The organism is Psychrobacillus sp., assembly GCF_056205495.1.
This window is the reverse complement of the sequence record NZ_JBAEAP010000259.1, coordinates 1-21,301: the sequence shown is the minus strand read 5'-3', so window position 1 is coordinate 21,301 and position 21,301 is coordinate 1. Positions and strand designations below refer to the sequence as shown.

Annotated in this window: 16 protein-coding genes; 1 reads left to right on the top strand and 15 read right to left on the bottom strand. The window is 39.9% G+C overall.

Annotated elements, in window-relative coordinates:
- The 6 genes from rho to AC06OU_RS07475 form a co-directional block, all read right to left on the bottom strand.
- Positions 1-1,184: transcription termination factor Rho (gene rho, locus AC06OU_RS07500; RefSeq protein WP_475854999.1), on the bottom strand; the 1,184-nt coding region annotated here is incomplete at its 3' end.
- Positions 1,185-1,303: 119 nt separating this feature from the next.
- Positions 1,304-2,266, bottom strand: a complete 963-nt coding sequence (gene glpX, locus AC06OU_RS07495) for a class II fructose-bisphosphatase (RefSeq protein WP_169359450.1) — start codon at positions 2,264-2,266, stop codon at positions 1,304-1,306.
- 178 nt (positions 2,267-2,444) lie between these two features.
- Positions 2,445-3,722, bottom strand: coding sequence for a UDP-N-acetylglucosamine 1-carboxyvinyltransferase (locus tag AC06OU_RS07490; RefSeq protein WP_169359449.1), 1,278 nt, complete (start codon positions 3,720-3,722; stop codon positions 2,445-2,447).
- Between the two features lie 20 nt (positions 3,723-3,742).
- Positions 3,743-4,390: a fructose-6-phosphate aldolase gene (fsa, locus tag AC06OU_RS07485; RefSeq protein ID WP_169359448.1), complete on the bottom strand. Its 648-nt coding sequence runs from the start codon at positions 4,388-4,390 to the stop codon at positions 3,743-3,745.
- A 101-nt stretch (positions 4,391-4,491) separates the two neighbouring features.
- Positions 4,492-5,349: a class II fructose-bisphosphate aldolase gene (locus AC06OU_RS07480; protein ID WP_169359447.1), complete on the bottom strand. Its 858-nt coding sequence runs from the start codon at positions 5,347-5,349 to the stop codon at positions 4,492-4,494.
- Between the two features lie 198 nt (positions 5,350-5,547).
- On the bottom strand, positions 5,548-5,904 hold the full coding sequence (locus AC06OU_RS07475) for a response regulator (RefSeq protein ID WP_475854996.1): 357 nt from the start codon (positions 5,902-5,904) through the stop codon (positions 5,548-5,550).
- 197 nt (positions 5,905-6,101) lie between these two features.
- On the opposite strand from AC06OU_RS07475, the gene AC06OU_RS07470 reads away from it, so the two are divergent.
- Positions 6,102-6,620: a DUF2529 family protein gene (locus AC06OU_RS07470; protein ID WP_475854995.1), complete on the top strand. Its 519-nt coding sequence runs from the start codon at positions 6,102-6,104 to the stop codon at positions 6,618-6,620.
- Between the two features lie 514 nt (positions 6,621-7,134).
- On the opposite strand, the gene AC06OU_RS07465 is transcribed toward AC06OU_RS07470, so the two are convergent.
- From AC06OU_RS07465 to AC06OU_RS07425, 9 genes are all read right to left on the bottom strand, one after another.
- Entirely contained in the window at positions 7,135-8,730 is a 1,596-nt protein-coding gene (locus AC06OU_RS07465) for a CTP synthase (RefSeq protein ID WP_169359444.1), read from the bottom strand.
- Between the two features lie 144 nt (positions 8,731-8,874).
- Positions 8,875-9,450: a DNA-directed RNA polymerase subunit delta gene (gene rpoE / locus AC06OU_RS07460; protein ID WP_475854994.1), complete on the bottom strand. Its 576-nt coding sequence runs from the start codon at positions 9,448-9,450 to the stop codon at positions 8,875-8,877.
- Positions 9,451-9,769: 319 nt separating this feature from the next.
- Complete coding sequence (gene icmF / locus AC06OU_RS07455) at positions 9,770-13,027, bottom strand: fused isobutyryl-CoA mutase/GTPase IcmF (protein WP_475854992.1); 3,258 nt, start codon at positions 13,025-13,027, stop codon at positions 9,770-9,772.
- A 49-nt stretch (positions 13,028-13,076) separates the two neighbouring features.
- The gene (locus tag AC06OU_RS07450; RefSeq protein WP_475854991.1) at positions 13,077-13,715 is read right to left on the bottom strand and encodes a TetR/AcrR family transcriptional regulator; all 639 of its coding nucleotides are present in this window, start codon (positions 13,713-13,715) and stop codon (positions 13,077-13,079) included.
- Position 13,716: 1 nt separating this feature from the next.
- Positions 13,717-14,856, bottom strand: a complete 1,140-nt coding sequence (locus AC06OU_RS07445; protein WP_169359441.1) for an acyl-CoA dehydrogenase — start codon at positions 14,854-14,856, stop codon at positions 13,717-13,719.
- A gap of 66 nt (positions 14,857-14,922) precedes the next feature.
- Entirely contained in the window at positions 14,923-16,059 is a 1,137-nt protein-coding gene (locus AC06OU_RS07440) for an acyl-CoA dehydrogenase (RefSeq protein WP_475854990.1), read from the bottom strand.
- A 20-nt stretch (positions 16,060-16,079) separates the two neighbouring features.
- Positions 16,080-16,931: a 3-hydroxybutyryl-CoA dehydrogenase gene (locus AC06OU_RS07435; protein WP_475854988.1), complete on the bottom strand. Its 852-nt coding sequence runs from the start codon at positions 16,929-16,931 to the stop codon at positions 16,080-16,082.
- Complete coding sequence (locus AC06OU_RS07430; protein WP_475854986.1) at positions 16,928-18,136, bottom strand: acetyl-CoA C-acetyltransferase; 1,209 nt, start codon at positions 18,134-18,136, stop codon at positions 16,928-16,930. The genes AC06OU_RS07435 and AC06OU_RS07430 overlap by 4 nt, the downstream gene beginning before the upstream one ends.
- Positions 18,137-18,294: 158 nt before the next feature.
- Positions 18,295-20,448, bottom strand: coding sequence for a heterodisulfide reductase-related iron-sulfur binding cluster (locus AC06OU_RS07425; RefSeq protein WP_169359437.1), 2,154 nt, complete (start codon positions 20,446-20,448; stop codon positions 18,295-18,297).
- Positions 20,449-21,301: the final 853 nt, after the last annotated feature.

Sequence of the window (21,301 nt, the reverse complement as noted above, 5' to 3'; positions counted from 1 at the left end):
CGCTCTCCAAAATCGTGAGAGTCAGAGAAGGTTTTACGAATTGCCCATAGTTTATCTAACTGGTCCTTAGGAATTAACAATTCTTCTTTTCTTGTTCCTGAACGACGGATGTCAATGGCCGGGAAGATACGACGCTCTGCTAGACTACGGTCTAGGTGAAGCTCTAGGTTTCCTGTACCTTTGAATTCTTCGTAAATAACTTCATCCATTCGTGATCCAGTATCAACTAAAGCAGTGGCTAAAATAGTTAAGCTTCCACCCTCTTCGATATTACGCGCAGCACCGAAGAAGCGTTTTGGACGATGGAATGCAGCAGGATCAATACCACCTGATAGAGTACGTCCACTTGGCGGTATAACAAGATTGTACGCACGTGCTAAACGAGTGATAGAATCCATTAGGATAATAACATCACGCTTATGCTCTACAAGGCGCATAGCTCTTTCCAAGACAAGCTCTGCTACCTTAACGTGATTTTCTGGTACCTCATCAAATGTGGAGCTTACTACATCTGCCTTCACAGAACGCTCGATATCTGTTACTTCCTCTGGGCGTTCATCTATTAATAATACAATTAGCTCTGCATTCGGATGGTTCGTAGTAATAGCATTAGCAATTTCTTTTATTAATAATGTTTTACCAGCTTTCGGCGGAGCAACTATTAAACCACGCTGACCATAACCTACTGGAGCTACTAAATCCATAATTCTAGTAGATAGCTTTTCTGGAACAGTTTCCAATTTAATATGGCGATCTGGATACAAAGGTGTTAGTCCTGGGAAATGAACTCGCTCTTTAGCAATTTCTGGATCTTCTCCATTTACTAGCTCTACGTGCAGAAGACCGTAATAACGTTCGCTTTCCTTTGGTGGTCGTACTTTCCCTGTTACTTTGTCTCCGTTACGCAAATCAAATCTTCTAATTTGTGATGCGGAAATATAAATATCTTCAGAGCTAGGAGAATAGTTAATCGGTCGTAGGAAGCCAAAGCCCTCCTGCTGAATGATCTCTAAAACACCTTCCATAAAGAAAAAGCCTTCTTGCTCTGCACGAGATTTTAAGATTGCAAAAATAAGTTCTTTTTTTGATAATTTACTATAAGCAGCTATTTTATACTTGCGCGCAAGAGTATAGAGCTCTTTTAAGGTCATATTCTCTAGCTCATTGATCGTTGTTTGTGTCATTAGCACGCACCACTCTTTACTATATTTTGTTGTTTACTTATTGAAACTGGATAAAAGGAAAGAAGTTTTATTAGAGGATACCCGATAGAGAACTATCGGGTATACAAAGAAGTTTAGTTTTATAGTACTAAATTCGGTTTTTTGTTTAAGCTGTGACGACCTTCTACGAAACGAATAGTTCCGGATTTGGCGCGCATTACGATAGAATGCGTGGAACCAAAAGCGCCTTTGAATTGTACTCCACGAAGAAGTTCTCCATCTGTAACTCCAGTTGCAGCAAAGATTGCATCATCGCCTTTAACAAGATCCTCCATACGTAAAATCTTGTTAACATCTAGTCCCATTTTTTTACATCTTTCAAGTTCTGCCTCATCCTGAGGAACAAGCTTCCCTTGAATTTCTCCACCTAAGCATTTTAATCCAACTGCTGAGATAACTCCTTCTGGAGCTCCTCCCATGCCGAATAAAATATCAACACCAGTATTATCAAAAGCAGTGTTAATCGCCCCAGCTACATCGCCATCGGTAATTAGCTTGATGCGAGCGCCTGCTGCTCTAATTTCTTCGATAATTTTTTCATGGCGCTGACGACCTAGGATAGTCGCAACAACATCTTCAATATCTTTGTTTTTTGCACGAGCAACAGCACGTAAATTATCAAGTACAGATGCATTTATGTCCACTTGGCCAACGGATTCAGGTCCTACTGCCAGTTTTTCCATATACATATCTGGTGCATGAAGTAAATTTCCGCGATCTGCAATTGCTAGAACTGCTAAAGCATTCCAGCCACCAGAAGCTACAATATTAGTACCTTCTAAAGGGTCTACTGCTACATCTACTTGAGGACCTCCTGTGCCATGGCCAAGCTTTTCTCCGATATATAGCATCGGTGCCTCGTCCATTTCACCTTCCCCAATTACTACAACACCCTCCATAGGGATAGTGTCAAATACTGTACGCATTGCAGTAGTTGCTGCATCATCTGCTTCATTTTTTAATCCTCGTCCCATCCAGCGAGCAGATGCAATAGCGGCTGCTTCAGTCACTCGGACTAATTCCATTGATAAACTACGTTCCATTTCGTTTGTGCCTCCCGTATTACGGATTGTATATATATACATACGAATTTGTTTCTTCCGATATCATTGTAGCATATTTGTCAAATAAGAAAAGCGCATTCGCCTGTCTCTGCCCCGACAGAAATTACTTAAGATATGTCTAATTTCTAAAAAAATGGAGAAAATACCCTCCATTTTTCTAGCTATTATTTTGTTCGATTTCCAGGACTTCCACTCTTCTAATATCTGCACCTATACCTTGTAGCTTCTCGATTAATGAGCTATATCCTCGGTCTATGTGGTAAATATCTTGAATTTCGGTTTCACCGTCTGCTATTAAGCCTGCCAGTACTAGAGCAGCCCCTGCGCGAAGATCGCTCGCACGAACAGTTGCAGCCTCTAGCTTAACGGGGCCAGTTAGCACAGCAGTTCTACCATCTACTCTTCCATTTGCGTTCATGCGACGTAACTCATCAATATGTTTAAACCGCGCTGAGTAAATAGAATCAGTAATGACCGAAGTTCCGGTAGCTTGTGTCAATAAAACAGAAAAAGGTTGCTGAAGATCCGTGGCAAATCCAGGATAAACAAGTGTCTTAACGTCAACAGCTTGTAAATTTGTCGTTTTAGGAATAAATACCTTCTCTTCAAACTCTTCTACAGCTACTCCCATTTCTCGAAGCTTTGCAGTTAAAGCTTCCACGTGAAATGGAATGACATTATCAATGGTTACTCCATCACCGGCAAGTGCAGCCATAATCATAAAAGTGCCAGCCTCTATACGGTCCGGAATAATCGTGTGCTTCGTACCGTGTAGTTCTTCTACCCCATCAATACGAATCACGTTTGTTCCTGCACCTTTAATATTAGCTCCCATATTTGAAAGTAACGTTGCCACATCAATAATTTCTGGCTCTTTTGCAGCATTTTCGATAATAGTTCTACCTTTTGCTAGGACGGCAGCAAGCATGATGTTAATTGTGGCGCCCACACTAACAACATCCAGGTATATTTTTGAGCCAACTAGCTCGTCTGCTCTCAAATAGATTGCTCCGTGCTCATTGCTCACTTCTGCACCTAACGCTTCAAAACCTTTAATATGCTGATCAATTGGTCGAGGGCCTAAATGACAGCCACCCGGCAGCCCAATAGCTGCTTTTTTGAATTTCCCTAGCATAACACCCATTAAGTAATAAGATGCTCGTAATTTTTTAATATTACCATTGGGCATAGGCATATCTACAACATTTGTCGGATCTATCACCATAGTCCCCTCAGAGAAGGTTACTTTTGCTCCAACCTCTTCTAAAATTTCCTTTAGGGTGAAAACATCCAATATTTCAGGTAAGCCTTCTATTGTAACGGGAGAATTAGCCATCAACGAAGCGGGAATAAGAGCTACTGCACTATTTTTTGCCCCACTTACTTTAATCGTGCCACGGAGGGTGTTTCCTCCTTTTATTTTATAAACTTCCATACCGTTCTCCTTCGTGTTGGTTACTCGCTTTTTCTATTGTTCCAATCCGCTAGGAAACCTTCAATTCCTTTATCAGTTAAAGGATGATTGAATAATTGTTTTAAAACTTTAAATGGAGTAGTTGAGATATGTGCACCATTTAATGCTGCATCAGTAATATGCTGTGGATGTCTGATTGAAGCAGCAATAATTTCTGTGTCAATGTTATGGATAGAGAATATAGTTGAGATTTTAGCAATCAATTCCATACCATCATGGCCAATATCATCTAAACGGCCTAAGAAAGGAGAAACATATGTAGCACCAGCACGTGCTGCCATTAATGCTTGGTTTGCGCTGAAGATTAGAGTTACGTTAGTTTTAATACCTTCTGCACGGAAAACTGAACATGCTTTTAAGCCTTCTGGTGTCATTGGAAGCTTAACTGTGATGTTTGGTGCAATTGCAGCTAGCTCTCTACCTTCTTTAATCATACCTTCTGCATCTAAAGCTATAACCTCTGCACTTACTGAACCATCTACTAAAGCTGTGATTTCACGTAAACGATCGTGAAAAGAAATATTTTCTTTTGCTACTAAAGATGGATTTGTAGTAACACCTGAGATTACTCCCCATGAGTGTGCTTCTTTTATTTCGTCAAAGTTTGCTGTATCGATAAAAAATTTCATATTAATAATATCCTCCTCTTGATGGAAAAACAGGAGAAGTCCCTCTTGTCACTCTACTTAAGAGCCAAAGAGCACTTCTCCTTTATAGCTATTTATATTACTTATGCTTTATTAGAACTTCCGAATTCACGCATTTTTCCAATCACAGTTGCTTTTATTGCATCACGTGCTGGGATTAAATACTTACGTGGATCGTATTGTTCTTCGTTAGCTGCTAGGTATTCACGAATTGCTTTTGTTGCAGCAATTTGGTTTTCTGTATTTACATTAATCTTAGCTGTACCTAACGAAATAGCTCTTGTAATGTCTTTTGTTGGAATACCAGTTCCGCCATGTAGTACTAACGGTAAATCAGCTAACTTAGAAATTTCTTCCATTTCCTCAAAACCTAAGTTTGGTTCACCTTTATACGGACCATGAACGGATCCAAGAGCAGGTGCAAGACAGTCAATTGCAGTGCGTTTTACAAGCTCCGCACATTCTGCTGGGTCAGCATAAATAACGCCATCTGCTATTACATCGTCTTCTTGACCGCCAACAGTCCCTAGCTCTGCTTCTACGGAAACACTGTGAGCATGAGCATACTCTACCACTTTTGAAGTAATTTCTACATTTTCTTCAAAAGGATGGTGTGATGCGTCAATCATGACAGAAGTAAATCCAGCATCAATTGCAGCCTTACATTTATCAAAGCTTGAACCATGATCTAAATGAATTGCTACCGGAACTGTAATATTATAGTCCGCCATTAATCCTTTAACCATATGTACAACTGTTGTAAATCCGCCCATGTATTTTGCAGCGCCTTCAGAAACACCTAAAATAACTGGTGACTTTTCTTCTTCAGCTGCTTGTAAAATAGCCTGCGTGAATTCCAAGTTATTAATGTTGAATTGTCCAACTGCATAGCCTTCTTTTTTACCTTTTTCAAGCATTTCTTTCATAGAAACTAAAGCCATTTAAAAGGACCTCCTATATTTTAATTGGTACATCGCAAATAATTAATCAAATGCTTAAGCAGGACACACATCTAAACGTTCCACATAATAAAATACCCTATATTTTGTCCAAATAAACTGTTTAGAGTTAGCCTACTCATTTCCTACACAATCATAACAAAAACAGGCGATGTTTTCCACTGCCTGCTCATACCCACATTATTTTAGTAAATTGTTCACAGCATCCCTTACTTCAAAAATATCAAAGGGTTTTGTAAAATAGAGCGATGCACCTAAGCCCATCGCCTCTTGAATGAGATTTAACTCACCATAAGCGGTCATCATCATTACTGGTAACTCAGGTGATTGTTCTTTTATTTTTTTTAAAATTTGAATCCCATCCATACCTGGTATTTTCATGTCTAATAATACACCAGCAATCGTCTTTTCTTCTAATTGCTTCAATGCTTCATAACCATTTGAAGCTAGGCTAATCTCATACCCCTCTTGAGCGAAAACTTCTTTTAAGAGCATCCGTATCCCAAGTTGATCATCTACAATTAGTAACTGTTTCATGAAGGAAGACCCCTTTTTACCGTATTTTCTAGTAATGTAATATTCGCTATAAACATCCATCTTTCCTCCTTTTTCAATTGAAAATATTATGATAAAAAGGATAAAATTCCCTAATAAAGGGCACTTTTTTATGATTGCTACACAAGTTACTACAATGATTATCCAAATTCTTATATAATAATTTAGAGGTGAAAAGAATGAAAATGTTAACAACACAACTTTCCGGGTTGCTCCAAAGAATTGCTAGCTCCGAGGAAGAAAGCATAGAAGAAACTGCTCGCCTCCTTGCACAAGCAGCGGCAGGGGAAGGGAAAATCTACTTTGCAACGTTTGATGAAATGCATAGCATAGCGATAAATGCACAATATGCTACTGAGCCATTTCCACAAATGGAAAGATGGAGTCCTGATGTCGAGTTTACTAGCGCAGACAGAGTTTGGATCATTACTCGCTCCGCTCTTAATGATGAGGCAATTATGCTCGCTAAAAGCTTAAGTGAGCAGTTTATCCCTTTTGGCGTCCTAACTAGTGAGCCGGCTGGGGACGATAATTTGTTATTTGATCTTGCATATACATATATATCCTTAAAGATTTCTAAGGGGCTACTTCCTGCTGAAGATGGCTCTAGAGTAGTTTTCCCACACGCTCTCGCTGGATTGTTCGTATATGAGGCTGTTAAATTACAAATCGACGAAATACTTAAAAGTGAGGAATAAATATTAGGTATAAAAAGCTAGCTGCCAAAAGCTAGCTTTTTTTAATGATAAAAATATACAAACATTATTCACTAGGATTGGTGCGTGCCTCATGACTTTAACGGTTGTTTGTTTCTTAAAAGATTATTTCTTCCTTCCGCTAGTTCGCTCTGACTAGTTTTACGACAATAGAACGGTATTTTACTACAATCACCGGCTACCTTATGATGAGTCCACTTTTTACTACAATCCCTTGCCTGCTAACTCGCTCTCACCAAAAAACCCTTTATGTATAGTAGACTTATTATCTTACATCAAAGTTTCATATGTAATTGGAATATTTAAAATTTATATGATTTATAATAGAAATTTCTCTTTAACACTTCCTCCCCACTCCACTAATCCTATTATAACCTATACTGTATAATAATTACATTGTTGTTTATGTGAAAGATTATCACTTTTATGCACAAAAAAGCATCGAACATTTTACAAAAGAGTAAAGTGCTCGATGCTTTCATTTTTCTATCTTAAATTATTCTCCAACGGAAGCTTTAATGAATTCACGGAATAATGGTTGTGGACGCTGCGGGCGAGACACAAACTCCGGATGGAACTGAGATGCTACGAAGAAAGGATGCTCAGGAAGCTCAACGATTTCGATTAAACGACCATTTGGGCTTGTCCCAGAGAACATAAATCCAGCAGCCTCGAATTGCTCACGGAATTCATTGTTGAATTCATAGCGGTGACGGTGACGCTCATATACAAGCTCTTCGCCGTATGCTTCTTGTGCTTTAGAGCCAGGTGTTAGTTTACATGGATATAATCCTAGACGAAGTGTACCACCAAGGTCCTCTACATCTTTTTGTTCTGGCAATAGATCAATAATAGAGTGTGGTGTGCTTGGATCTAACTCAGTTGAGTGTGCTCCTTCTAGGTTTAACACGTTACGTGCATATTCAACTGTTGCTAATTGCATACCTAGGCAGATTCCGAAGAAAGGTACTTTGTTTTCTCGAGCAAATTTAATCGCTGCAATTTTACCTTCTACCCCGCGATCTCCAAATCCACCAGGGACAAGGATACCATCTACGTCAGAAAGAATTTCAGCAACATTTTCATTGCTTACGTGCTCTGCATTTACCCATTTAATCTCTACATCTGCATCAAATGCATATCCAGCATGTTTCATTGCTTCTACAACAGAAATGTATGCATCTTGAAGCTCTACGTATTTACCTACTAGACCAATACGAACTTTTTTCGATAATGATTTTACTTGATCTACTAATCCTATCCAGTCCGTCATATCTGCTTCTGGCGTAGTAAGCTGGAAGTGATCTACAACGATTTGGTCTAGATGCTGAGCTTGTAGGTTTAAAGGAATTTCATATAAAGAATCTGCATCGATACATTCAATTACTTCTTCTGGTTTGATATCACAGAATAACGCGATTTTATCTTTCATATCTTGTGGTACAGGCATTTCAGAGCGAACAACAATGACATTTGGTTGAATACCTAAGCTTCTAAGCTCTTTAACACTGTGCTGAGTTGGTTTTGTTTTCATCTCACCAGCAGCTTTGATAAATGGTACTAATGTACAGTGGATGTACATGACATTGTTACTTCCCACATCACGCTTCATTTGGCGGATTGTTTCAAGGAAAGGAAGTGATTCTATATCTCCAACTGTTCCACCAATCTCCGTAATCACGATGTCAGCTTGAGTTTCTCTTGCAGCAAGGAATAATCTTTCTTTTATTTCATTTGTAATATGAGGAATGACTTGTACAGTTCCGCCGTTATAATCTCCACGACGTTCTTTTCTTAAAACTGACGAATACACTTTACCTGTTGTGATGTTAGAGTATTTGTTCAGATTGATGTCGATGAAACGCTCATAGTGACCTAAATCTAAGTCTGTTTCTGCGCCGTCGTCTGTTACGAAAACTTCCCCATGTTGATATGGACTCATTGTTCCAGGGTCTAGATTGATGTAAGGATCGAATTTTTGAATAGTTACTTTCAATCCTCTATTTTTTAATAAACGTCCAAGAGACGCTGCTGTAATACCTTTACCAAGCGAAGATACAACTCCACCAGTAACAAAAATAAATTTAGTCATTGTCGTTCCTCCTATTTATCGTGTTCCAATAATAAAAGGCGCTCCTCCTGCTGGTTTTAGCAGGGGAGCGCGTATGCACATGAGTATGTCTCTTCAAAAAGAGCCCAATAAAATCTTATAGCGTTTGCTAGTAGAAGTCAAGAATTATTCTTCCTCGTCTAATTCTTCATCTTCATCTAGATCTTCATCATCAATGATTTCAAAGTCTTCGTCGTCTTCGTCGATTAAATCTTCCTCGATTACGTCTACCTCATCAATTTCAGCTTCCACGAAATCGATTGCTACTACATCATCGTCATCGTCGTCGTCATCATCGTCATCGTCGTCATCTTCAATAAATTCATCGAATTCTTCTTCGAAGATAATTTCATCCTCATCCAAATCATCCAAGTCGTCTAAATCATCTACTGCTTTTGTTTTCTTCTTACGTACTTTTACAGTTGGAGCAGTTTCTTCTTCAATTTGTTCCACTGGATACCACTCTCTAAGGCCCCATTGGTTTTCAGCAATTGCTAGGAAACGTCCATCAATATTCATGTCTGTATAAAATTGTGGCTTACGATCTGCCATCTCTTCATCTGTAAAGCCGTTCAACTTTTGAATCTCATCAAATAATTCTGTTAATGTTAAAGAATTTTTCTTATCTTCTAGTATGGCAAATCCAAGATCTATTAGTGATTCTTCTTGTAATTGTGCTGTTGTCATTTCACGAAAATTCAAATCGTGCACGTCCTTTCTATGTCCGCTTGCATACTTTCCATTATATACAAACAATTAAGTTATATGCTACATTCATTTATTCTTTTTGAAAAGAGATATTTTCCTTCCAACTATAGAAAATAAATAAAAAGAAAGCAAGAGTAACGGTATGGAAGCGAGTCTTTTATTATACAACCAAACTGTCGTTAAAAGGAGAACAATTATAACCATAATTTGAACAGGCTTTTTCATCACACTTCTCCTCTACGACTTTATATATACATTATACAAAAAATATAATAAAAAAGTGCCTCTAATATACATAGAGACACTAATATTTTTACATATTTCTTCGATATTGACCGCCAACCTCATAAAGAGCATTAGTAATTTGACCTAAGCTTGCAATCTGAACAGTGCTCATCAGCTCTTCGAAGATATTGCCGCCACTCATTGCAACTTGCTTCAAGCGCTCTAATGCATGCTCCACTTTAGCTTCATGCTTAGCTTGGAAGTCTCTTAAATTATTAATTTGAGTTTCTTTTTCCTCTTTGGATGCACGAGCAAGTTCCATATTGTCTATATCATCTTCAGAAGCAGGGTTTGGATTTAAGTAGGTGTTAACCCCTATAATCGGAAGCTCCCCTGTATGCTTCTTCATCTCATAATACATAGACTCTTCTTGAATTTTACCACGCTGATACTGAGTTTCCATTGCTCCGAGAACACCACCACGGTCATTGATACGATCAAATTCCGTTAGAACTGCTTCTTCTACAAGGTCAGTCAGCTCTTCCACTACATAGGAGCCTTGTAAAGAGTTTTCGTTTTTCGATAAGCCATGCTCTTTTGTAATAATCATCTGGATAGCCATGGCACGACGTACAGATTCCTCTGTAGGAGTGGTGATTGCCTCGTCATACGCGTTTGTATGGAGCGAGTTACAGTTATCCTGCAATGCCATCAAGGCCTGAAGCGTTGTACGTATATCATTGAAATCTATTTCTTGGGCATGAAGACTTCTCCCCGATGTTTGTACATGGTATTTTAACTTCTGGCTTCTCTCATTTGCACCATACTTTTCACGCATAACCACAGCCCATATACGACGGGCAACGCGACCAATCACCGTGTATTCTGGATCTAGCCCGTTTGAGAAGAAGAATGATAGATTAGGTGCAAATTCATCAATATTCATCCCACGACTTAAATAATACTCTACATACGTAAAACCGTTTGCCATAGTAAATGCCAGCTGGGAAATAGGATTTGCCCCTGCCTCTGCAATATGATAACCAGAAATAGAAACAGAATAGTAATTCCTAACCTTATGGTCGATAAAGTATTGTTGGATGTCCCCCATCATTCGAAGTGCGAATTCTGTCGAGAAGATACACGTATTTTGTCCTTGATCTTCTTTTAGAATGTCTGCCTGCACGGTACCTCGAACGACTTGCAATGTTGCTTCCTTCACTTGAGTGAATTCTTCTACCGTCAATGTTCTACCTAGCTCTTCTTCCTTTAGGCGTACCTGCTGGTCAATTGCGGTGTTCATAAACATTGCTAATATAATTGGAGCTGGACCGTTTATGGTCATCGACACAGACGTGGATGGCGCACATAAGTCAAAGCCAGCATATAGCTTTTTCATATCTTCTAATGTACAAATGCTAACACCAGATTCCCCAACCTTGCCGTAAATATCTGGACGATAATCTGGATCTTCTCCGTAAAGCGTTACGGAGTCAAACGCTGTAGACAAGCGCTTTGCATCATCATCCTTAGATAAATAATGGAAACGACGGTTAGTACGCTCTGGAGTACCTTCTCCTGCAAACTGACGCTTAGGGTCCTCTCCTTCTCTACGGAAAGGGAATACCCCTGCAGTATAAGGGAACGATCCTGGTACATTCTCTTTATAAACCCATTTCAAAATCTCCCCGTAATCGACAAATTTCGGTAGAGCGACCTTAGGGATTTTCAAGCCAGACAAGCTTTCCGTACGTAGAATTGTACGAATTTCTTTATCACGAATCTTTGTGACAAACTCATCGCCTGCATACGCATCTTTTAGTGCCTGCCAGTTGTCTAAAATACGTTTTGATTCTGCCGTTAATTCATCTTTTATGCCCTCGGCTAAAGATTCTAATGACTTAATTAAAGCATCGTCTGCAGTTTTTTTCTTAACCTCGTCAATTGCTCCCTCTAGTTGGAACAATCGTCTAGCAAACTCTACCTGCTCTTGAGACTTATTATGATAGCCTCTAACTGTGTCCGTAATTTCACGAAGATAGTACCTGCGATCGTTAGGGATAATGACATTTTGCTTTTGTGTTTTCACAAACTGATCATAAGATGTTGCCCAATCTGTGCCCAATTTTTTATTCAATGTATCGATTAATGCTGCAAATAATGAGTTAGTCCCTTTGTCATTGAACTGGCTAGCAATTGTACCGTAAACTGGCATTTTGTCCAGCTCCACATCCCAAAGCTCACGGCTGCGTTGATACTGCTTTTGCACCTGTCTTAATGCATCCTCAGAGCCTTTTCGTTCGAATTTATTGATAACGATTAAGTCTGCATAGTCAATCATATCAATTTTTTCTAGTTGAGACGGTGCTCCAAACTCACTAGTCATGACGTACATAGAGAGGTCAGAAACATTCGTAATTTCAGCATCCCCTTGACCGATTCCACTTGTCTCTACGACAATCAGATCATAGCCGGCAACCTTCACAACATCTAATACATCTGCTATTGCGCCTGATAATTCTGTCCGTGATCCGCGAGTAGCTAGGCTTCTCATAAATACCCGTTTATTGAAAATAGCATTCATACGGATACGGTCTCCAAGCAGAGCCCCACCAGTTTTTTGCTTTGTAGGGTCAATCGATAAAACTGCTATTTTTTTATCTGGCAATTCCTGAAGAAAGCGACGGATCAGTTCATCCGTTAAGGAGCTTTTCCCTGCACCACCTGTACCGGTGATCCCTAGCACTGGAGTATTCTTAGACAAGCCTTGTGCCAGCTCAAGCATACTCTTCGTTTCGGAATCCTTGGTGTGATGTGCCTCTTCTGCTAGTGTAATCAGATGAGCGAGTACCTCTGGATTTTCAGTTGTAACTTTATCGATTGTTTCTTTTGCTCCTGAAGGCTCTGTTGGAACGTCGCACTCCATTAGCATTTTGTTGATCATCCCTTGCAGTCCTAGCTTTCGACCGTCTTCAGGTGAAAATATTCCTGAAATACCATATTCCTGCAGTTCTTTAATTTCTTTTGGGATAATTACTCCACCGCCACCACCATATATACGAATATGAGGTGCTCCCCTTTCGGCAAGTAAGTCCTTCATATATTTAAAATACTCGACATGTCCTCCTTGATAGGAAGAGATGGCAATCCCTTGAACATCCTCTTGTATAGCAGCATTAACAACCTCTTCAACCGAACGATTGTGGCCTAGGTGGATCACCTCTGCTCCGCTCGCCTGTAAAATGCGGCGCATAATATTGATGGATGCATCATGACCGTCAAAAAGACTCGACGCCGTTACAAAACGAACATGATTTTTTGGACGATATACTTCTACCTTCGACATGTTGTTCCTCCTTGTTTGTGTGAACATTTATTCCAAACCCTGGACTAGTTTAAAGAACGTCCTTCGCTTTACCCATCCCACTGAGTAATAACTGCACTTGTAGATCTGTAAATTGCTCGATGGTAAATTCCTTGCGCAAGGCCCATCTTCTAAATGCCCACATTTGCCCTTGGACAGCCAAGGTATGAGCATATAGTTTAGCCTGCTCCGCAGTTAGCTTCAGCTCCCCAGCCTCAATACAGCCAACCATGATTTTATAGAATATATCCACCATTTCTAGCTCTTTAGTTAATACATATTCGAGTGCTTTTTTCGGTAACGATTTGGATTCCTGGTACATGACGACAAACTCATCCGACATATCATCTATCACCCCATAATAGTGATATATCGCATTTTTCAAGTCCTCAATCGTCGTGCCTTTTTCAGGCTGAAATTCTGAAAGTCTTCCATGAACCTCATGATAAATACTATCGCAAACTAAATAGAGTACATCCTCTTTGGTGCGGATATATTCATAAAGCGTGCCTATACTAAAGCCCGCTTCCTTCGCAATCTCTCTTGTAGTAGTACGGTGAAAGCCCTTTTGTTTGAATAAAGTGACAGCTGCTCGTATCATTTGCTGACGTCTTTTTTCAATTAAGTTTCCGTCCTTTACAGAGGTCAATACTTCGTGTTTTTTGTCCATGTTACTTAGTAAGCATACGAGAGATAACAAGACGTTGAATTTCTTGTGTACCCTCATAAATTTGAGTTATTTTAGCATCACGCATAAAACGCTCTACTGGATAGTCCTTCGTATATCCGTATCCACCATATACCTGCACCGCTTCTGTTGTTACTTTCATAGCTGTGTCACCAGCCATTAGCTTCGCCATTGCAGATTCCTTCCCGTAGGAAAGTCCATTAGACTCTAACCAAGCAGCTTGATAAGTAAGTAATCGTGAAGCTTCAATTGATGTTGCCATGTCTGCTAACTTAAAGGAAACTCCTTGGTTCGCAGCAATTGGCTTGCCAAACTGTACACGCTCTTTCGCATAGCTAACGGAAGCATCTAAAGCACCTTGAGCAATACCAACCGCTTGTGCAGCGATACCGTTACGACCGCCATCTAACGTTTTCATAGCGATGATGAATCCTTCGCCTTCTTGACCTAATAGATTTTCTTTAGGCACACGGCAGTTTTCAAAGATGATTTCTGTTGTAGGCGACGAACGAATTCCTAGCTTTTTCTCTTTTTTCCCAACTGAGAATCCTTCAAATCCAGCTTCTACGATAAATGCACTTGTTCCTTTATGCTTAGATTCTGGATCTGTTACAGCAAACACTACATATATGTCTGCAATGCCACCGTTCGTAATAAAGATTTTAGAGCCATTTAGCACATAATGATCTCCATCTAATTTAGCAGTTGTTCTCATACCACCAGCATCGGAACCAGACCCAGCTTCTGTTAAGCCATAACCACCAATTTTTGTTCCTTCTGCCATTGGACGAAGATATTTTTGCTTTTGCTCTTCATTTCCATATTTGAATATTGGCCATCCAGCTAAAGATGTGTGTGCAGAAAGCGTTACTCCTGTAGATGCACAAACTCGTGATAGCTCTTCTACTGCGATACAGTAAGCTAAATAATCTGATCCTATTCCGCCGTACTCTTCAGGCCACGGAATTCCTGTTAACCCAAGCTCTGCCATTTTGTCGAAAATTTCACGATCAAAACGCTCCTCTTCATCACGTTCAGCTGCTGTCGGTGCAACTTCATTTACTGCAAAGTCACGTACCATTTTACGAATCATTTCATGCTCTTCTGTTAGTTGAAAATTCATTGTACACTCCGCCTTTTTGTCGTATTTATTTTTGTTTGCTATAGATTGTTCTGAACTATATATTTCTTAATTCATCAAATGCTTACTAATAACGATTCGTTGGATTTCACTTGTACCCTCGTAAATTTCGGTAATCTTTGCATCGCGGAAGTAGCGTTCTACTGGATAATCTTCTGTATATCCATAACCGCCAAATACTTGAACCGCCTCAATTGCTACGTCTACCGCTGTTTTAGAAGCGAATAGCTTAGCCATCGATGCTTCTTTCCCACAAGGAAGCCCTCTATCTCGCATATTGGCTGCTCGGTAAACTAGTAATCTAGCTGCCTCTACTGCTGTCCCCATGTCAGCGAGCTTGAATCCAACACCTTGATTTGTAGCAATTGGCTTACCAAATTGGACGCGCTCCTTTGCATATCCTACCGCTGCTTCGAAAGCTGCTTCGGCTATACCTAGAGCTTGAGTTGCGATTCCGATACGTCCAGTGTTTAAGTTGGCCATAGCAATCTTAAAGCCCTCGCCCTCTTCTCCAAGTAGGTTCTCTACTGGGATTTTCATATCCTCAAAGGTGATTTGGACTGTTCTCGATCCATGCAAGCCCATCTTGTGTTCGTCTTTTCCAATGATAAAACCTGGTGTGTCCTTCTCCACGATAAATGCGGAAATTCCACGAGAGCCCTGCGAAGCATCCGTCGAAGCAAATACGATGTAAACATCTGCCTCTCCACCATTTGTTATAAACACCTTGGATCCATTAAGCACATACTGATCGTCTTTTTTGACTGCTTTCGTTTTAAGAGCACCTGCATCCGACCCGGCAGATGGCTCTGTTAAACAAAATGCTCCAAGATACTCGCCAGATGCAAGCTTTGGGATGTACTTCTGTTTTTGATCTTCATTACCAAAGTAAAGAATTGGATTCGTCCCTACCGATGTATGTACAGAAAGGATAACCCCTACAACCGCACTTACCTTGGATAATTCATTGATGGCAATCACATAGCTAGTAAAGTCCATCTCCGATCCACCGTACTTCTCTGGTATCGTGATCCCCATTAAACCTAGCTCACCCATTTTTTTTATAATTTCACGCGGGAACTCCCCTTGCTCCATCCGTTCAATAAAAGGCTCTATTTCGGCTTTTGCAAAATCACGAACCATGCTGCGCATCATTAGCTGCTCTTCAGTGAATGTTAACTCCATTAATAAATCCCCTTTGTTGGTTATTCGTAGATATAGAAGCCTCTTCCAGTTTTCTTCCCTAGCCATCCAGCCTTCACGTATTTACGCAATAACGGACATGGTCTATACTTGCTGTCACCAAATCCTTCATGAAGCACTTCCATAATATACAAGCAAGTATCTAAACCGATGAAGTCTGCTAGCTGTAGAGGTCCCATTGGATGATTCATGCCCATCTTCATAACATCATCGATTGCTTCTTTCGTTGCTACCCCTTCGTATAATGTATAAATTGCCTCATTGATCATTGGCATTAATACACGATTTGCAACAAATCCTGGGAAGTCATTTACTTCAACAGGAACCTTACTTAACTTTTTCGTCATTTCCTCAATCGCTGCATAAACTTCATCATTAGTTGCAAGACCTCTAATAATTTCAACGAGCTTCATCACGGGAACAGGATTCATAAAATGCATGCCAATTACTTGTTCTGGACGATTGGTAGCTGCTGCAATTTCTGTGATTGGAAGTGATGACGTATTCGTTGCTAAAATAGCATGAGCTGGTGCAATACTATCTAGTTGTTTAAAAATAGATTGTTTGATTTCCATGTTTTCTACAGCTGCTTCGATGACAAGGTCTACGTCCCTTGCATCCTCAATCGAAAGCGACTTACTGATTTTATTTAAAACCGTTTGCTTCTCATCCTCTGTCATTCTTCCCTTTTCTACATTTCTAGAAAGATTTTTAGAGATTGTTTGAAAGCCACGTTCAAAAAATGTTTCTTCGCGGTCATTTAGCTTCACTTCGTATCCAGCCTGTGCACACACTTGTGCGATCCCAGAACCCATTTGCCCTGCGCCTATTACCATTACCTTTTGAATGTTCATGCTAGATTTCCCCCTGTTTTTGGAACTTCAATCATGATGGCATCTCCTTGGCCTCCACCTGAACAGATGGCAGCTATTCCGATGCCTCCTCCTCTACGCTTCAATTCATATGCAAGAGTAAGTATAATTCGTGCCCCAGATGCTCCAATTGGATGACCTAATGCAACAGCCCCACCGTTTACGTTCACTTTGTCCTCTGATAAACCAGCAATTTGACTGCTCACTAACGCAACTGCAGCAAAAGCCTCGTTAATTTCAAACAAATCAATGTCTTCAATAGATTTCCCTGTTTTCTCAAGTAGCTTGTTAATAACTAGCCCCGGAGTTTGTGGAAAGTTTTCTGGCTCAATTGCAATGGCAGTGTGGCCAACTATATATGCTAGTGGCTCTTTTCCAAGTTCCTTTGCTTTATCTTCATTCGTCAGTATAAGTGCGCAGGCACCATCGTTTACTCCAGGAGCGTTACCTGCTGTAATAGAACCTTCTTTCCCAAACGCAGGCTTTAGCTTTCCAAGTGATTCAACAGAAGTGTCCGCTCGAGGAGCCTCATCCTGATTTACCACAATAGGATCACCTTTTCGTTGGGGAATTTCTACAGGAACAATTTCTTCTGCAAATATTCCAGATTCAATCGCTTTTAACGCAAGGCTGTGACTTCTGTATGACCATTCATCTTGCTTTTCACGTGATAGCTCAAACGTCTCAGCAGTTGAATTTCCGTAAGTTCCCATATGAACACGCTTTGGATGGAATGAACAAGAGAGCCCATCGTAAATCATTCCGTCGACCATTTGGCCATCGCCCATTCTTAAACCAAATCTACCTTTCGGCAAATAGTATGGAGCGTTGGACATAGACTCCATTCCCCCAGCTACGATTACCTCTTCGTCTCCTAAACGAATAATTTGATCTGCCATAGTTACGCTACGCATCCCAGAAGCACATACTTTATTAATCGTTTCTGTTTGAACATTCCAAGTAATTCCGGCCTTGTTAGCTGCCTGTCTAGAAGGAATTTGACCTTGCCCGGCTTGTAGAACTGTCCCCATAATCACTTCATCTACCTGCTCAGGTTTTACACCTGCTTTTGCAAGTGCTTCTTTTATAGCAACTCCCCCCAAATCAGAAGCTGTTAAGTTACTAAGTGCTCCACCGAACTTACCAAAAGCTGTACGTGCCCCATCCAAAATTACTGTTTTCGTCAATACAGTCACCCCTTTGATTTGTATACGCTTTCAAGATTATTTAAATAAAATATCACTGACTGAACGCTCGCTCGATTAATTCTGTTAAGAAAAGGGAGTATTTCCACTCCCTTCCTCATTAGTTTAAGTTTACTTAAAGTAATTTGTGATTGCAATTATTATTGAACATTCTGTTCTTCGTTTACCTCTTCTATTTCAGTCACTGACTCACCGAAGATGGATTTTTCAAGAAGCTCAGCAATGTCATATGTTCCTACTGTATCTTCTACTTCTTTCGCTTTCGTACCATCTGATAGCATCGTTAAGCAGTACGGACATCCAGAAGAGATGACTGTTGGTTTTACTTCTAACGCTTGTTCTGTACGAGCAACGTTTACGCGGTTACCAACATGCTCTTCCATCCACATCAAGCCTCCACCAGCGCCACAGCACATTCCGTTTTCACGGTTACGCGCCATTTCTACTAGCTGAACTCCTGGGATCGATTTTAATATTTCACGAGGTGCATCGTACACATCGTTATAACGTCCCAAGTAGCAGGAATCATGGAAGGTAATTGTTTCATTTACCGCATGCTTAGGTTTTAAGCGACCCGCCATTACTAAATCATATAGTAACTCTGTATGATGAAGAACTTCTCCATTCCAACCAAAATCGCCATATTCATTTTTGAAAATATTATATGCATGAGGATCGATTGTAACAATTTTCGTTATCTCTGCTTTTTCAAATTCTTTAATATTTGCTGCAGCTAATTCTTGGAACATAAATTCGTTTCCTAGACGTCGCGGTGTGTCCCCAGAATTCTTTTCCTTGTTACCTAAAATTGCGAATTTCACTCCTGCTTCATTCATCAGATGAGCAAACGATAGAGCAATTTTTTGAGAACGGTTGTCGAAGGATCCCATAGACCCAACCCAGAATAGATATTCAATTTCTTCCCCAGCTTTAGAAGCTTCTTTTACAGTAGGAATATGAAGATCTGGGCGAGCATCTCTCCAGTTTTCTTTCTCTTTACGGTTAAGGCCCCAAGGATTACCTTGACGTTCAATGTTTGTCATTGCACGCTGTGCATCCGGGTTTACTTTACCTTCTGTCATTACTAAATAACGGCGAAGGTCTATAATTTTATCTACATGCTCGTTCATAACTGGACATTGGTCTTCACAGTTACGGCAAGTTGTACAAGCCCAAATCTCTTCCTCAGTGATTACATCACCGATTAATGAAGGACTATAAATATCTTCAATTACTGCACCTTCTGCACCAGCTGCCATCGCTAGTTGATTTCCTTTTGTTCCTTGGAATGCTAGTGAAGGTACCCATGGTTTTTGTTTCGTTTCTACTGCTCCAGTAAATGTTAAGTGATCACGAAGCTTCACGATCAAGTCCATTGGAGATAGCATTTTACCAGTTCCTGTCGCTGGACACATATTCGTACAACGACCACATTCTACGCATGCGTAGAAGTCTATCATTTGTGCTTGTGTAAAGTCTTGGACGCGACCGACACCGAAGACTGGCATCTCTTCTTCATCCGCTTCCTCGTCTTCTTCCTCTTCAAAATTAATAGGACGAAGTCTACCTACTTTATCTAGACGGTGAAAATATACGTTTGCAGGTCCAGTGATTAAATGGAAATGCTTAGATTGTGGTATATAAACTAAGAAAGATAATAAGAATAATAAGTGAATCCACCACATAACAAAGAATACAGTGATTGCGGCTGCCTCAGGGATCCCTTGGAAAACGGTTGCAACAGCAGATGCTACAGGCTCACTCCAGGTTGCCTCATGTCCATGCCAAATCATTCCCATACCGTTACCGACTAATACAGACACCATTAGTCCACCGATGAAGATCAGTACTAGGCCATTTTTCCATCCACGTTTTAAACGAACTAGCTTTTCTACGTAACGGCGGTAGAATGCCCAGATTACTGCTACTAAAATAACTAATGTTACGATTTCTTGGAAGAATGTAAATGCTGGATATAGTGGTCCTAGCGGTAAATGTGAATCAGGTGCTAGTCCCTTCCAGATAAAATCAATTGCTCCAAATTGTACTAAGATAAATCCATAAAAGAACATGACGTGAATAGATCCACTCTTCTTGTCTTTTAATAATTTCTTTTGTCCAAATACATACACCCAGATTTTGCGAAGTCTTTCCTTCACATTGTCTTCAAACTCAACTTTTTTCCCCAATTTAATGTATGCGTATCTCGTTCGTAGTAGATATACAAATAGATATACCGCATACAGAACAACACCTATGAATAACACCCAGTTTGCGATTAACAATGGATTCATCCCTTTTCCCCCTCTAAGATGTGCCTAATTACTAATAGAATAACATTATAATAGAATTATATGAATTAATACAATATTAAAACTGAATGAGCATTCAGTCAATAGGGAAATATATATTCTTTTCAAAAATGTTATTTTTTTAAAATAATTTAAGCTTCTAGGCCTTTGCGTTAAAGTATTATATTAAATGTCGATGGGATTTAGGAATTATAGATATAAGTTTAATTATGAGTTTCGCATTGTTAAGTAGAATTAGAAATCACAGATTTTCGCTTTCAGCGGGCGCTTTCCTGGGGCACGGCTCGAGCCTGTAGTCTCTCCCTCGTGCTGTTCCCCTAGGAGTCGCCGCCTGTCGCTTCAATCAACAAGCATGCTGCAATGTTAGAGAGTAGTAATGTGACCTAAACTCGCAAAGCGCCCATTAAAGGTATAATATGTCCCATAATCTTAAAAGAAATGGCCCATAAACCTAGAAGAAGTGACCCATTAAAGTCTTGAGAGGGCCCATAAACTCAGAAATAGCCCATAAAAGATATAATATGTCCCATAATCTTAAAAGAAACGTGCCATAAACCTAGAAGAAGTGACCCGTAAAAGTCTTGGGATGGCCCATAAACTCGGATAGCGCCTGTAAAAGTCTTTATATGGCCCATAACCTTAGAAGAAACGTCCTATAAAAGTCTTTATTTGCCTCATAACTTCATAAAATCTCCTCATAAAATGACTCCCCTCGCATCATTTAGATTTAATTTTTGAAAAGTGTATTAATAACTGAAAAGTTCTACTAAAGTTAAACTGACCTAGCTATTAAGAATCTCTCCAGAGTTAAACAGCGTCATTATTATTAGTAATC

Excerpts from the sequence above, each read along its gene's own strand:
- glpX (WP_169359450.1), bottom strand. The coding sequence starts at position 2,266 with ATGGAACGTAGTTTATCAATGGAATTAGTCCGAGTGACTGAAGCAGCC.
- AC06OU_RS07490 (WP_169359449.1), bottom strand. The coding sequence starts at position 3,722 with ATGGAAGTTTATAAAATAAAAGGAGGAAACACCCTCCGTGGCACGATT.
- fsa (WP_169359448.1), bottom strand. The coding sequence starts at position 4,390 with ATGAAATTTTTTATCGATACAGCAAACTTTGACGAAATAAAAGAAGCA.
- AC06OU_RS07480 (WP_169359447.1), bottom strand. The coding sequence starts at position 5,349 with ATGGCTTTAGTTTCTATGAAAGAAATGCTTGAAAAAGGTAAAAAAGAA.
- AC06OU_RS07475 (WP_475854996.1), bottom strand. The coding sequence starts at position 5,904 with ATGAAACAGTTACTAATTGTAGATGATCAACTTGGGATACGGATGCTC.
- AC06OU_RS07470 (WP_475854995.1), top strand. The coding sequence starts at position 6,102 with ATGAAAATGTTAACAACACAACTTTCCGGGTTGCTCCAAAGAATTGCT.
- AC06OU_RS07465 (WP_169359444.1), bottom strand. The coding sequence starts at position 8,730 with ATGACTAAATTTATTTTTGTTACTGGTGGAGTTGTATCTTCGCTTGGT.
- icmF (WP_475854992.1), bottom strand. The coding sequence starts at position 13,027 with ATGTCGAAGGTAGAAGTATATCGTCCAAAAAATCATGTTCGTTTTGTA.
- AC06OU_RS07450 (WP_475854991.1), bottom strand. The coding sequence starts at position 13,715 with ATGGACAAAAAACACGAAGTATTGACCTCTGTAAAGGACGGAAACTTA.
- AC06OU_RS07445 (WP_169359441.1), bottom strand. The coding sequence starts at position 14,856 with ATGAATTTTCAACTAACAGAAGAGCATGAAATGATTCGTAAAATGGTA.
- AC06OU_RS07440 (WP_475854990.1), bottom strand. The coding sequence starts at position 16,059 with ATGGAGTTAACATTCACTGAAGAGCAGCTAATGATGCGCAGCATGGTT.
- AC06OU_RS07435 (WP_475854988.1), bottom strand. The coding sequence starts at position 16,931 with ATGAACATTCAAAAGGTAATGGTAATAGGCGCAGGGCAAATGGGTTCT.
- AC06OU_RS07425 (WP_169359437.1), bottom strand. The coding sequence starts at position 20,448 with ATGAATCCATTGTTAATCGCAAACTGGGTGTTATTCATAGGTGTTGTT.